We start from the raw sequence: 13,514 nt of genomic DNA on the forward strand, positions 1-13,514 counted from the left end.
AAACCAACACGGTTTTCATTAATTGAATAAGTCATCGATCGATTAGTATTCGTCCGCTGAATGTGTCGCCACACTTACACGCCGAACCTATCCACCTCATCATCTCTGAGGGATCTAATGGGGAAATCTCATCTCGAGGGGGGCTTCATGCTTAGATGCTTTCAGCACTTATCCCGGCCATACATAGCTACCCAGCGATGCCGTTGGCACGACAACTGGTCCACCAGTGGTATGTCCATCCCGGTCCTCTCGTACTAAGGACAGCGCCTCTCAAATTTCCTACGCCCACGACGGATAGGGACCGAACTGTCTCACGACGTTCTGAACCCAGCTCGCGTACCGCTTTAATGGGCGAACAGCCCAACCCTTGGGACCGACTACAGCCCCAGGATGCGATGAGCCGACATCGAGGTGCCAAACCTCCCCGTCGATGTGAACTCTTGGGGGAGATAAGCCTGTTATCCCCGGGGTAGCTTTTATCCGTTGAGCGATGGCCCTTCCATGCGGAACCACCGGATCACTAAGTCCGTCTTTCGACCCTGCTCGACCTGTATGTCTCGCAGTCAAGCTCCCTTATACCTTTACACTCTATGAATGATTTCCAACCATTCTGAGGGAACCTTTGAGCGCCTCCGTTACTCTTTGGGAGGCGACCGCCCCAGTCAAACTGTCCACCTGACACTGTCTCCCGCCCGGATCACGGGCGCGGGTTAGAATCTCAACATCACCAGGGTGGTATCCCACCAGTGCCTCCATGTAGACTGGCGTCCACACTTCATCGGCTCCCACCTATCCTGTACAGGTGAGGTCAAGATTCAATATCAGGCTACAGTAAAGCTCCACGGGGTCTTTCCGTCCTGTCGCGGGTAACCTGCATCTTCACAGGTACTATGATTTCACCGAGCCTCTCGTTGAGACAGTGCCCAAATCGTTACGCCTTTCGTGCGGGTCAGAACTTACCTGACAAGGAATTTCGCTACCTTAGGACCGTTATAGTTACGGCCGCCGTTTACTGGGGCTTCGATTCGCACCTTCGCTTACGCTGAGCGCTCCTCTTAACCTTCCAGCACCGGGCAGGCGTCAGCCCCTATACGTCACCTTTCGGTTTGGCAGAGACCTGTGTTTTTGATAAACAGTCGCTTGGGCCTATTCACTGCGGCTCATGTCTCCATGAGCACCCCTTCTCCCGAAGTTACGGGGTCATTTTGCCGAGTTCCTTAACGAGAGTTCGCTCGCTCACCTTAGAATTCTCTTCCCAACTACCTGTGTCGGTTTGCGGTACGGGCAGTGATATATTCGCCAGCAGCTTTTCTTGGCAGTGTGAATCCACAGCTTCGCCTACTAGATTTCGGCTCCCCGTCACACCTCGTCGTTGGCACAGGGCGGATTTGCCTACCCTGCCGACTCGATGCTTGGACGTGCTCTTCCTTCCGCACGCTCTGCTTCTCCTCCTGCGTCACCACTTCACTCAAACACATATCACCGGTACAGGAATTTCTGCCTGTTGTCCATCGCCTACGCGTTTCCGCCTCGGCTTAGGTCCCGACTAACCCAGAGCGGACGAGCCTTCCTCTGGAAACCTTAGTCATTCGGTGGACGGGATTCCCACCCGTCTTTCGCTACTCACACCGGCATTCTCACTTCCAATCGCTCCACATGTCCTCACGGTCATGCTTCCCTGCCATTGGAACGCTCTCCTACCATCAATATAATTGATCCACAGTTTCGGTAATATGTTTAGCCCCGGTACATTTTCGGCGCAGCGTCACTTGACTAGTGAGCTATTACGCACTCTTTAAATGATGGCTGCTTCTAAGCCAACATCCTAGTTGTCTGTGCAACGCCACATCCTTTTCCACTCAACATATATTTTGGGACCTTAACTGGTGGTCTGGGCTGTTTCCCTCTCGACAACGGACCTTATCACCCGCTGTCTGACTCCCGTGCATCACATCTGTGGCATTCGGAGTTTGTCTGAATTCGGTAACCCGGGATGGGCCCCTCGTCCAAACAGTGCTCTACCTCCACGATGCTAACACGAGGCTATACCTAAATATATTTCGGAGAGAACCAGCTATCTCCAGGTTCGATTGGAATTTCTCCGCTACCCACACCTCATCCGGTCACTTTTCAACGTAAGTCGGTTCGGCCCTCCATCCAGTGTTACCTGGACTTCAGCCTGGACATGGGTAGATCACCTGGTTTCGGGTCTGCAACCCCATACTAAACGCCCTGTTCAGACTCGCTTTCGCTGCGGCTCCGCATCCTCTGCTTAACCTTGCATGAAATCGCAACTCGCCGGTTCATTCTACAAAAGGCACGCCATCACCCATAAACGGGCTCTGACTACTTGTAAGCACACGGTTTCAGGTTCTATTTCACTCCCCTTCCGGGGTGCTTTTCACCTTTCCCTCACGGTACTGGTTCACTATCGGTCACCAAGGAGTATTTAGCCTTGGGAGATGGTCCTCCCGGATTCCGACGGAATTCCTCGTGTTCCGCCGTACTCAGGATCCACCGCAACCTTGCATCGCTACGCATACGGGACTGTTACCCCCTATGGCCGGCCTTTCCAGACCGTTCTGCTCGCGATGCGCAGTATCATCGGTGTCCTACAACCCCAGCCGAAGCTGGTTTGGGCTCTTCCCGTTTCGCTCGCCGCTACTCAGGGAATCGATTTTTCTTTCTCTTCCTCCGGGTACTAAGATGTTTCAGTTCCCCGGGTCTACCTCTGTCCGGCTATGTATTCACCGGACAGTCGCACTAATGTGCGGGGTTCCCCCATTCGGAAATCTCTGGTTCAACGCTTACTTACAGCTCCCCAGAGCATATCGGTGTTGGTTCCGTCCTTCATCGGCTCTTGGTGCCAAGGCATCCACCGTGCGCCCTTCATTACTTAATCGCAATGAAATTGTGAGTGTGCCAGCCGAAGCTGACACAACGCGTGTTTTTTTGAACTCTTTCGGTTCTCGGTTTTCTACGCTAGATTTTCGGTTAAAAATCATTTTTCGCATTGTTTCTATACGGTTTTCAATGTACATGGAGAATAGCCAAATAAGACCATTCAAAACTGAATACAATATGTCAACGGTTCCGCTACATCTGCCGGAGCAGATGTCTCCTGTAATATCCTTAGAAAGGAGGTGATCCAGCCGCACCTTCCGATACGGCTACCTTGTTACGACTTCACCCCAATCATCGGTCCCACCTTCGACGGCTGCCCCCCAAAGGGTTGGCCCACCGGCTTCAGGTGTTACCGACTTTCGTGGTGTGACGGGCGGTGTGTACAAGACCCGGGAACGTATTCACCGTGGCATTCTGATCCACGATTACTAGCGATTCCAGCTTCATGGAGTCGAGTTGCAGACTCCAATCCGAACTGAGAACAGTTTTATGGGATTCGCTCAACCTCGCGGTCTGGCTGCCCTTTGTAACCTGTCCATTGTAGCACGTGTGTAGCCCAAATCATAAGGGGCATGATGATTTGACGTCATCCCCACCTTCCTCCGGTTTGTCACCGGCAGTCTCACTAGAGTGCCCAACTGAATGCTGGCAACTAGTAATAAGGGTTGCGCTCGTTGCGGGACTTAACCCAACATCTCACGACACGAGCTGACGACAACCATGCACCACCTGTCACTCTGCCCCGAAGGGAAGCCCTGTCTCCAGGGTGGTCAGAGGATGTCAAGATTTGGTAAGGTTCTTCGCGTTGCTTCGAATTAAACCACATGCTCCACCGCTTGTGCGGGTCCCCGTCAATTCCTTTGAGTTTCAACCTTGCGGCCGTACTCCCCAGGCGGAGTGCTTAATGCGTTAGCTGCAGCACTAAGGGGCGGAAACCCCCTAACACTTAGCACTCATCGTTTACGGCGTGGACTACCAGGGTATCTAATCCTGTTTGATCCCCACGCTTTCGCACCTCAGCGTCAGTTGCAGACCAGAGAGCCGCCTTCGCCACTGGTGTTCCTCCATATCTCTGCGCATTTCACCGCTACACATGGAATTCCACTCTCCTCTTCTGCACTCAAGTCCGCCAGTTTCCAATGACCCTCCCCGGTTGAGCCGGGGGCTTTCACATCAGACTTAACGAACCGCCTACGCGCGCTTTACGCCCAATAATTCCGGATAACGCTTGCCACCTACGTATTACCGCGGCTGCTGGCACGTAGTTAGCCGTGGCTTTCTGGTCAGGTACCGTCACCCGACGGGCAGTTACTCCCGTCGGCGTTCTTCCCTGACAACAGAGTTTTACGAGCCGAAACCCTTCTTCACTCACGCGGCGTTGCTCCGTCAGACTTTCGTCCATTGCGGAAGATTCCCTACTGCTGCCTCCCGTAGGAGTCTGGGCCGTGTCTCAGTCCCAGTGTGGCCGATCACCCTCTCAGGTCGGCTACGCATCGTCGCCTTGGTGGGCCATTACCCCACCAACCAGCTAATGCGCCGCAGGCCCATCCACCAGTGACAGCCAAAAGACCGCCTTTCAACTTCCCCACCTGTGTGGAAAAGGATTATCCGGTATTAGCCACGGTTTCCCGTGGTTATCCCGGTCTGATGGGCAGGTTGCCTACGTGTTACTCACCCGTCCGCCACTCGCGTCACAGGAGCAAGCTCCTGATCCGCGCGTTCGACTTGCATGTATTAGGCACGCCGCCAGCGTTCATCCTGAGCCAGGATCAAACTCTCCATAATTGGAAGTTCTCTGACTCCGTTGCGGTTTTACTTGTCGCCCAAGTGAATGCCGGAGCATTCGTTTTTTTCGGAATTAACGTTGACATATTGTCATTCAGTTTTCAATGTTCTCTGTTTTGACTGCTTTACTATTATAGCATGTTGATCTGAGCGATGCAACACTTTTTTATATCTTTTTTAACTTAATAGTAACGTTTGTTGTGTCGGTTTTGCGTTTCGTCCGACAAGAAATAACTATACAGGGTTTGATTAAAGAATGCAAGGGGTTTTTCAAAAAAGTTTTCCAGACCATCTTTTCGTTCAATGGCCTGGTTTCTTCTACAGCTCTGTGCGGTACTCTATCGCCTTTGACAGGGTGACTTCATCTGCATATTCCAAGTCTCCTCCGACCGGCAGTCCATGCGCAAGGCGCGTGATCTTCACACCGATCGGCTTGACCAGACGGGAAATGTACATTGCTGTAGACTCCCCTTCTATATTGGGGTTCGTTGCCAATATGATTTCTTTTATCTGGTCATCCTTCAGTCTCTCGATCAATGTGGCCACATTGATGTCTTCCGGTCCAATGCCATCCATTGGACTGATTGCACCATGAAGGACATGGTACAGACCCTTATACTCGCGCATCTTCTCCATTGCGATGACATCTTTCGTATCCTGTACAACACAGACGATGGAGCGATCTCTATTTTTATCCTGACATATATAGCAGGGATCGATGTCTGTAATGTGTCCACACACGGAACAGAATTGCAGATCCCTTTTCACTTCCATTAGGCTGCGTGAAAAGTTGACAACGTCGTCTTCTTTCATATTGAGTACATAAAATGCCAGACGTTGGGCAGTCTTCGGCCCAATGCCCGGCAATTTCATGAAGCTGTCAATCAGCTTTGATATTGGTTCCGGATAATGCATTCTACATCATTCCCGGGATGTTCATACCTTTGGTATGTTGGCCAAGACGTTCGCTTGAGAGCTCATCCGCTTTCGTCATCGCTTCATTCGTAGCAGCGACGATCAGATCCTGGAGCATTTCGATATCTTCCGGATCCACCACTTCTTCTTGGATTTCCACATCGAGCACTTCCTTGTGTCCGGAAACGGTCACCTTGACCATGCCGCCTCCAGCAGTGCCTTCAACTTTCTCTTCTTTCAGCTTTTCCTGCTCTTCCTGCATCTTCTTCTGCATCTTCTGCATCTGTTTCATCATGCCTTGCATATTGTTCATTCCGCCACGCATATATATTCTCCTCCAAATCAGTTTTCATTTTTCTTCTATATAGTATATATGAAATTGCTTCTTTTATAAACAGATATCATGAGCGCGTTTCTACAACGTCGCTTCCAAAAATCTCTTTGGCGACATCAGAGGGCTTCTTGCCATCCTCATCAGATTTCTTTTCCTTATGCGCCTTCTTTTCCTGAATATAGTCGTGTCTTACCTGCAGCCAGCTGGAGTCGGGCACACCGACAACTTTTACGTCCTTCCCAATGATGGAAGGGATGACCGCTTCCAGCTCCTCCCGTTTCTTTTCATCCTTATTGATCAGATCGCTATGCAAATCACTTTTGAACTTGAGGAGGACATGTGTGTCACTGGCAGCAACAGGTTCCGAATCTTTGATCAGTGACCTCAGAGCATGATAGCCCTTCTCTTCGACATGCTGATAGACCTTCGGCCAATCATCCTTGAGTTTCACCAGGTCTTCCTTGTTGGCATTATCGAGGACTTTCTCAATCTGTCTCAAAGAGAAGCCTTTTGAAGACCGGCTTTGACTTTCCGTCCTCTTTTGCGGTTCCGGGGCCTGGGAGCTCGGGGTTTGGGAATAATTGGAGAGCTTCTTGTCCAGCTCCGCCAGTTTCTGTTCGATGTGGGAAAGATCCACCGCTTGTGGTTCCACAGCCCGGTCGTTCCGGTTGAGCACCTGGATCAGCTTGACGATGACCACCTCAAGGTGGACGCTCGTATTCACGGAAAAGCGCATCATGACCATCGCATCGTTCAATACATCAATCATTTCGTAGAGCACCTTGTCCTCGGTATGGGCAAAGGCGACATCCTCATTGATTTCTCCGTCATGCTTCATCAGAATGATGTCCCTGATGTAATAGACAAGCTCGTGGATCAGTCTTGTCGGATCTTTACCCTCTTCGATGAACTGATGATATTTGATGAACGCTTCCCTTGAGTCCCTGTGGTCAATCAGTTTCAGCCATTCGTTCAGCTCCTCGGATTTGATGCCTCCCGTAATCATGATGGCATCCTCCAGGGTGATTACATCATTGCTGTAGGCAATGACCTGATCCATGATGCTGAGTGCATCCCGCATCCCGCCTTCGGAAGTCCTTGCAATATATTCTATGGCATCCGCTTCATATTCAAGGGATTCACTCTGTGCCACATACTCAAGCCTCTCCACAATCTCATTCAGCTCGATCGCCTTGAAATCGAAGCGCTGGCACCTTGAAATGATGGTAGCCGGAATCTTATGGGGCTCTGTCGTCGCCAGAATGAAGATGGCGTGGCCCGGCGGCTCCTCGAGAGTTTTCAGCAGTGCGTTGAAAGCACCTGTCGTCAGCATATGCACCTCATCGATGATATACACTTTGTACATTGCTTCAGAAGGTGCATACTTCACTTTTTCACGTATATTTCTGATTTCGTCCACACCGTTATTGCTGGCAGCATCGATTTCTATTACATCATTCGCACTGCCCTCAGTGATGCTCATGCAGATATCGCATTCATTGCATGGTTCACCTTCGGACCCAAAACGACAATTGAGCGCTTTGGCAAATATTTTCGCAATGCTTGTCTTTCCCGTCCCTCTTGGTCCGCTGAACAGGTATGCATGGGATTCCTTATCTCTGATTATCGCGTTTCTTAAAGTTTTAGTGACGTGCTTCTGCCCCACCACATCTTCAAATGTCTGCGGCCGGAACGCCCGATACAAGGCTTGATATTCCATCCAGCGGCACCTCCATACTGAGTCATTTATGCTGTTTATTATACCATATATAAACTATCCACCCTAATCGGAGCAACAAAAAAAATGACTGCATCATAAGATGCAGTCATCTGCTATGTAACCGTGCACCGCTCTTCGAACACCCGGCACAAGCGTTACTCGATCCACCAGCTCAACCCCGGCTGTCCTACGGCACATAGAATGGGCCACTTAATGCTGCTTCCTTCCGGACCTGACATGGTTCGTGACGTTCTATTGCATAGGACCGGGATCTCAACACTGGTGAGATCGAGGCAGTCCTCACACCGAGTATCCTCGGAAGCGGAATTCGGTCCTGCTGGAGCGGATTGCAGGTACAGGGCACCGCTACCTCCCCACTTAGCACGGCATATTATATAATATCAAAATCCATGGCCCAATGCAAGATTAAACCACTATTCGCCATGAAAGCGGCGGGAGAAATCGACAAACTTGAATTCATTGGCCAGGTGCTTGGAGACATTGAACTGAAATGGTCTGGCATCGTTCAGATGGACGATTGAACGGACCGTTGCGGTGTATGGAGGAATCACATTGCCGAACAGCTCAAGGTCCTGTTCATTCATTGGCTCAAATGTAATTTCCTTATGGGAATAGGCAATTGTGAGTCCCATTCTTTTTTCAATGTATTCATAGATTGAATCGCCTGCAATTTTCTCGTTCAATCCAGGCATCATCTCTACGATGAAGTAGTCTATATCCACAATATGCGTCCTGTCCTCAAAACGCCTTTGCCTGATCAGACGCCATACCCTCTCCTCAGGCTGAAGTTTCAATGCCTCTATTACACGCGGGAAATCTTCAGCAGGATACTGCTTGAGCTCCACCACTTTTGTGGAATACTGCTTTGTTTTCAGCTGCTGGATTTCCTTGAAGCTTGTAAGGTGGGAAACGGTGAAATCCATGGAAGGGTTATAGATGACCACAGAACCTTTGCCCTTCATCTTCTGGATGTAGCCATTCTCCTGCAGTAGATTCAGAGCCTTTCTGACTGTTTCTCTGGATACATCGAACATGCTGACCAGCGTATGCTCAGAAGGCAGAACATCACCCTTGTTGTATTTGCCTTCTGCAATATCACTAGACAGCACCTGATAAATATGATTGTATTTGTTCAAATTCATTGGACTCACCCTACCGTTTTCCCGGATGTATTAAAATCACATACATCATATCCTTTTTTACTTGCTTTGTCCATATATCATCATGGCTTCAAAAGGCCTGAGAACATCCTGCCTGTCCTCATAATTGGATAGAAGGACCTCCCCTTCTGCATCAATGCTTTCCGGATACGGCACTTCCCTGTTCCTGAAGTTGGCTATGACAGTGGTGCGGTCCCCTTCATATAGACGCTCATAGACAAAGAGGTCCTCATCCTTCATAAGACGGGGCTCCACACTGCCGTATGTCAGCACATCCAGTTCATGTCTCAGCTGAATCAGCTTCTGATACGTATAGAAAATGGAGTTGCCATCTTCGAGAGCGCGTGCAACGTTTATTTCTTCGTACCTGTCAGATACTTCGATCCACGGCACACCTTCTGTAAATCCCGCATGCTTTGAATCATCCCACTGCACCGGCGTCCTTGAGTTGTCCCTGGACTTGGTGGCCAGGATATCCAGTATAAGGGATGCATCCATTCCTTCATCCCTCAGTATCGAATATGCATTGAGGCTTTCCACATCCCGGTACTGGTCGATGCGTTTGAAGTCGGGGTTCGTCATGCCTATCTCTTCGCCCTGGTAGATATAGGGCGTGCCTTTCAATCCATGTAGTGCAATCGCCAACATTTTTCCGCTCAGCACCCTGTTTTCTTCGGTTTCATCATTGCCAAACCTGGATACGACGCGGGGCTGGTCGTGGTTGCACCAGAAAATGGCGTTCCAGCCCCCGCCTTCATCCATTGCCACCTGCCATTCCATCAATATTCTTTTCAGTTCCAGAAAATCGAAGTTCGCAAGCGCCCATTTTTCCCCTCCGGGATAATCGACCTTCAGGTGATGGAAGTTGAACACTGAATTCAGTTCATTACGTTCGGGATTGGTGTATTTCAGGCAATGTTCGATGGTCGTCGAGGACATTTCTCCAACCGTCATGATGTCCCTGTCACCGAAAGTATTGCGATTCAGTTCATTGATGTACTCATGAACTTTGGGACCATCGGTGTAGAATTCTTTCCCCGGGCCCTCGGAGTCCTTGAATTCCCCTTTGGATATCAGGTTGACGACATCAAAACGGAAACCATCCACACCGAAGTCTATCCAGTAGTTGATCATGTCATAGATGTCTCGTCGCATATCTTCATTCTCCCAGTTCAGATCGGCCTGGGTGATATCGAACAGCCGGAGATAATATTGGTTTGTATTTTCATCATATGCCCATGCATTCCCGCCAAATTTTGATTCCCAGTTCGTAGGGGGTGTGTCATATGTGCCATCCTTCCATATATAGTAGTCCCGATACTTGTTGTCCCGGGATTTCCTTGATTCGACAAACCAGTGATGCTCTGTCGACGTATGGTTGATGACGATATCCATCATAATCTTGAGGCCTTTGTCATGGGCTTTCTCCAGCAGTTCCTCAAGATCTTCCTTTGTTCCGAACTGGGGATTCACTTCATAATAATTGCTGATGTCATAGCCGTTGTCATTCATGGGGGATTCATAGACCGGTGTGAGCCAGAGATAGTCCACACCCAATGTCCTGAAATAGTCCAGCTTCTCTATGATGCCCCTGATATCCCCTTCTCCGCTTCCAGTCGTGTCATTGAATGATTTGGGATAGATCTGGTAGACCACCGATTTTCTCCAGTCTGTAGATGCCATCATAAAAAACTCCTTTTAGTTGGTTTAATCTTTGACCATATCTTTCGTCTTCTCTTTTGCAAATCTGGAGAAGAGCAGTGTAAGCAGGAATGGAACAACGATTGCAATTCCCATACCTATGGTGAAGAGCATCCAGAAGCCTTCCGTGATGGAGATGACTCCCGGCACCCCGCCGACACCGACACTCGCTGCGGTCAGGCCGTTCATTCCAAAAAGTCCGCCGACAAATGCTGTGGTCAGGATTGCTGCAAGGAATGGGTATTTGAGCGGCAGATTGACACCGAACATTGCAGGCTCAGTGACACCGAGCCAACCGGAAATACCGGAAGTCATTGCCAGACCTTCCTCCTTCTTCTTCTTCTGCTGGCGGTAGATGACCCACGCACCGAAGGCTGCGGAGCCTTGGGCGATGTTTGAGATTGCCAGTATCGGCCAGAGGTATGTTGCGCCAGTGGTTCCGATAAGCTGAAGGTCCATTGCCAGGAACATATGGTGCAGACCTGTTATGACAAGTGGTGCGTAGAACAGTCCATAGACCGCACCACCCAGGATGCCTGCAGATTCAAACAACCAGACTACGCTGTCAGAAATGACGCCACTCAGGAAGAGAGTGATGGGACCGATCAGAGTAAAAGTAAGTATACCGACTACGAGCAATGAAATCGGTGCGACCAGAAGTAGCTTGAACATGTCATGGATCCGTTTATCCAGGAAGTTTTCAACTTTCGCAAGCAGCCATGCGGCTACAAGTACCGGCAGGACCTGACCCTGATAGTTCAGCTGTTCAATTTGCAGACCGAAGAAATTCCATGTTGGAATTTCTGCCAGTTCGCCGGCTTCCGCGTCGAACAGTCCATATTGGCTTGCAAGATCCGGGTGACATAATGCCACACCGAGTGCGATACCGAGCAGCGGATTTCCACCGAACACCTTCATGGCAGACCAGCCGATCAGCACCGGCAGGAAGATGAATGGTGCAACCGCAATGAAGTTGATCATACTCGCAATGCCTTCGATGCCAGGGAATTGGGTAATGACGGAATCATTGTCCCAGAACAGCCCTTCCACTGTCAGCAGGTTGTTTATACCGAGCAGCAGACCCGCTGTAACGATTGCAGGAAGAATTGGAATGAATATGTCACCAAGCATCTTGATGAACCGTTGGATCGGATTCATCTTCTGGGCCGCTGCCGCCTTCACTTCATCCTTCGAGCCGCCACCCTTGCCCGTCTCCTCCTCGAAAATCTTAAACGCTTCATTTACAGTACCCTGGCCAATGACCACCTGGAACTGGTTGTTCGCAGCAAAAGAGCCTTTTACAAGATCGATCGAATCCAGCTTCTCTTTGTCCACCTTGGATTCGTCCTCAAGAGCAAGACGCAATCTTGTCACACAGTGTGTTGCTGCATTGACATTCTCCTCGCCACCAATCGCGTCAATAATGGCTTTGACATCATCACGGTTCACTGCCATTCATTCCACACTCCTTCAATGTTGATTTATCGCCATAACTATAACATGTATAGACAGCAATGTAAAGGCTTTCATAAATTGTGAAATGTAAATTTTTTCCTTCGGAATGCATGCCATATAAAAAAGTGCCGCTACTTGGAGCGGCACTTTATCAGTGAAAGCAAATACTACTTTCAATCTTTATTATATGTTACCCCTTTTTAAATGAATGAAACACTTCTCCCCTATTTTATATCTCCCTCACTTCTATGAGTTGGAATACTCATATGCCTTCTCGCCATGGATGACAACATCAAGTCCATCGAGCTCTTCTTTCTCATCCGTGCGGAGTGTCGTGAAGAGGCTGATGCCTTTGGCGATTCCGTATGTCATTACAGCACTGAACAGGATTGTGGCGGTCACCGCAACAATCTGCGCAACTACAGGCGTGAATCCGCCGCCTGCAAGGAGGCCGTCTGAAATGCCCGGATTTACGGCACTTGTCTGAAGGACCCCTGTGCCGATTGCGCCGACGATGCCTCCGATACCGTGGAGCCCGAATGCGTCGAGCGCGTCATCGTAGTTCAACAGCACTTTCAGTTTTGTGATGGCGAAGAAACAGATTGCACCGCCCAGGAGACCAAGAGCCATGGCTCCACCATAGGTGACGAATCCGGCTGCCGGCGTGATGGCCACCAGTCCGGCAAGCATGCCTGACAGTGTCCCGATCAGTGACACCTTGCCTTTCATGAGTCTTTCAACCAGTACCCAACCGGCAATCCCGGCTGTAGAAGCCAGAATCGTATTTGCAAAAGCACTCATCGCAATGGCATCAAATGTCAGTGCGCTACCTGTGTTGAATCCGAACCAGCCGAACCATACCAGGATGGCACCGACCATCGTGATGACAAGGTTGTGCGGCGGTTTTTTATTATCCGGCTTCCTTGACCCGAGCATCAAAGCGAGTACCAGGCCTGACACACCGGATGAGATATGGACGACTGTCCCTCCGGCAAAGTCGATTGCGCCGATGGAGTGAATCCACCCACCGCCCCACACCCAGTGCGCGACCGGACTGTAGACAAGGATGACCCATAATGCCATAAATAATAGAAAAGGACCAAACTTCATACGTTCTGCAACCGACCCTGTAAGGATGGAGACTGCAATCGTACAGAATGTCAGCTGAAACAGCATGTATAAGGCAAATGGAATCGTTTCGGAAAATGCAGCGTTCGGTTCATATCCGACTCCTGTCAGACCGATATATGAAAGGTCTCCTATGAACAGGTTACTCCCCCCAAAACTCAAGGAAAATCCGAGACCCACCCACACAAAAGTTACGACGACAATAGCGGCAAGACTGTGCATCGAAGTATTCAGCACATTCTTGGATTGCACAAGACCCCCGTAGAACAGTGCCAGTCCCGGCGTCATCAGCCAGACCAGAAGTGTACAAAGAAATATAAAAATCGTATCCATGATCATTCCCCCAAATTAAGTATGAGGACATTATATAACCATTTTCTGAATGTTCAAA

General features: G+C 49.7%; 7 protein-coding genes, 2 rRNA genes and 1 other RNA gene. All 10 read right to left on the reverse strand.

The features are described 5' to 3' along the window. Positions 1 to 22: 22 nt before the first annotated feature. Positions 23 to 2,902, reverse strand: a 23S ribosomal RNA gene (locus tag RQP18_RS13040). Positions 2,903 to 3,136: 234 nt separating this feature from the next. Then, positions 3,137 to 4,689: ribosomal RNA gene (locus RQP18_RS13045) — 16S ribosomal RNA — on the reverse strand. Together the 16S and 23S rRNA genes form the textbook arrangement of a ribosomal RNA operon. Before the next feature lie 318 nt (positions 4,690 to 5,007). Beyond that, entirely contained in the window at positions 5,008 to 5,604 is a 597-nt protein-coding gene (gene recR / locus RQP18_RS13050; protein WP_342388099.1) for a recombination mediator RecR, read from the reverse strand. Between the two features lies 1 nt (position 5,605). Further along, positions 5,606 to 5,929, reverse strand: a complete 324-nt coding sequence (locus tag RQP18_RS13055) for a YbaB/EbfC family nucleoid-associated protein (RefSeq protein WP_031546737.1) — start codon at positions 5,927 to 5,929, stop codon at positions 5,606 to 5,608. Between the two features lie 76 nt (positions 5,930 to 6,005). Continuing rightward, positions 6,006 to 7,658 (reverse strand): DNA polymerase III subunit gamma/tau, encoded by a 1,653-nt coding sequence (gene dnaX, locus RQP18_RS13060; RefSeq protein WP_342388100.1) that lies wholly within the window; start codon positions 7,656 to 7,658, stop codon positions 6,006 to 6,008. A gap of 121 nt (positions 7,659 to 7,779) precedes the next feature. Next, positions 7,780 to 8,045: signal recognition particle sRNA large type (gene ffs / locus RQP18_RS13065), an RNA gene on the reverse strand. A gap of 47 nt (positions 8,046 to 8,092) precedes the next feature. Next, positions 8,093 to 8,821: a trehalose operon repressor gene (gene treR, locus RQP18_RS13070; RefSeq protein ID WP_342388101.1), complete on the reverse strand. Its 729-nt coding sequence runs from the start codon at positions 8,819 to 8,821 to the stop codon at positions 8,093 to 8,095. A 57-nt stretch (positions 8,822 to 8,878) separates the two neighbouring features. Then, positions 8,879 to 10,522, reverse strand: a complete 1,644-nt coding sequence (gene treC / locus RQP18_RS13075; protein ID WP_342389418.1) for an alpha,alpha-phosphotrehalase — start codon at positions 10,520 to 10,522, stop codon at positions 8,879 to 8,881. Positions 10,523 to 10,546: 24 nt separating this feature from the next. After that, positions 10,547 to 11,995: a PTS system trehalose-specific EIIBC component gene (gene treP, locus RQP18_RS13080; RefSeq protein WP_342388102.1), complete on the reverse strand. Its 1,449-nt coding sequence runs from the start codon at positions 11,993 to 11,995 to the stop codon at positions 10,547 to 10,549. A 246-nt stretch (positions 11,996 to 12,241) separates the two neighbouring features. Next, a complete protein-coding gene (locus RQP18_RS13085; RefSeq protein ID WP_373446082.1) occupies positions 12,242 to 13,456 on the reverse strand; it encodes an ammonium transporter in 1,215 nt (404 codons plus the stop codon). Positions 13,457 to 13,514: the final 58 nt, after the last annotated feature.

It is taken from the genome of Salinicoccus sp. Bachu38, assembly GCF_038561955.2.
Classification (GTDB): Bacteria; Bacillota; Bacilli; order Staphylococcales; family Salinicoccaceae; genus Salinicoccus; species Salinicoccus bachuensis.

Excerpts from the sequence above, each read along its gene's own strand:
- recR (WP_342388099.1), bottom strand. The coding sequence starts at position 5,604 with ATGCATTATCCGGAACCAATATCAAAGCTGATTGACAGCTTCATGAAA.
- treP (WP_342388102.1), bottom strand. The coding sequence starts at position 11,995 with ATGGCAGTGAACCGTGATGATGTCAAAGCCATTATTGACGCGATTGGT.
- RQP18_RS13055 (WP_031546737.1), bottom strand. The coding sequence starts at position 5,929 with ATGCGTGGCGGAATGAACAATATGCAAGGCATGATGAAACAGATGCAG.
- RQP18_RS13085 (WP_373446082.1), bottom strand. The coding sequence starts at position 13,456 with ATGGATACGATTTTTATATTTCTTTGTACACTTCTGGTCTGGCTGATG.
- treC (WP_342389418.1), bottom strand. The coding sequence starts at position 10,522 with ATGGCATCTACAGACTGGAGAAAATCGGTGGTCTACCAGATCTATCCC.
- dnaX (WP_342388100.1), bottom strand. The coding sequence starts at position 7,658 with ATGGAATATCAAGCCTTGTATCGGGCGTTCCGGCCGCAGACATTTGAA.
- treR (WP_342388101.1), bottom strand. The coding sequence starts at position 8,821 with ATGAATTTGAACAAATACAATCATATTTATCAGGTGCTGTCTAGTGAT.